The sequence below is a fragment of the Streptomyces beigongshangae genome, assembly GCF_019710745.1.
Taxonomy (GTDB): Bacteria; Actinomycetota; Actinomycetes; order Streptomycetales; family Streptomycetaceae; genus Streptomyces; species Streptomyces beigongshangae.
The window spans coordinates 1-597 of sequence record NZ_JAHKJW010000187.1 but is presented as its reverse complement, the minus strand read 5'-3'; the positions used below and the strand labels follow the sequence as shown (position 1 = coordinate 597).

Genomic DNA, 597 nt, shown 5'->3' with positions numbered 1-597 from the left:
CGGCTCGGTGATCGGTTCGGGCTGTTCGAGGATCACGTGGGCGTTGGTGCCGCTGATCCCGAAGGAGGACACACCCGCCCGGCGCACCCGCTCCAGCCGCGGCCACTGCCGCTCACCGGCCAGCAACTCCACCGCACCAGCCGACCAGTCCACATGCGAGGACGGCGCATCCACATGCAGCGTGCGCGGCAGCACACCATGCCGCATCGCCATCACCATCTTGATCACACCCGCCACACCCGCAGCAGCCTGCGTATGACCAAGATTCGACTTCACCGAGCCCAGCCACAACGGCTGCTCCCCGTCCCGGCCCTGACCATAGGTGGCGAGGATCGCCTGCGCCTCGATCGGATCACCCAGCGTCGTACCCGTGCCGTGCGCCTCCACCACATCCACATCGGAGGCCGAAAGACCACCGCTCGCCAGCGCCTGTCGGATCACCCGCTGCTGCGAAGGACCGTTCGGCGCCGTCAACCCGTTCGACGCACCGTCCTGATTGACCGCACTGCCCCGCACCACCGCCAGCACCCGATGACCATTGCGCCGCGCATCCGACAAACGCTCCAGCACCACCATCCCCACACCCTCGGACCAGCC

Annotated in this window: 1 pseudogene; it reads right to left on the bottom strand. The window is 68.0% G+C overall.

Features of this window, described 5'->3' with window-relative positions:
- Window positions 1-597 (bottom strand): annotated as a pseudogene (locus KM933_RS38765) (polyketide synthase); the annotation flags it as partial.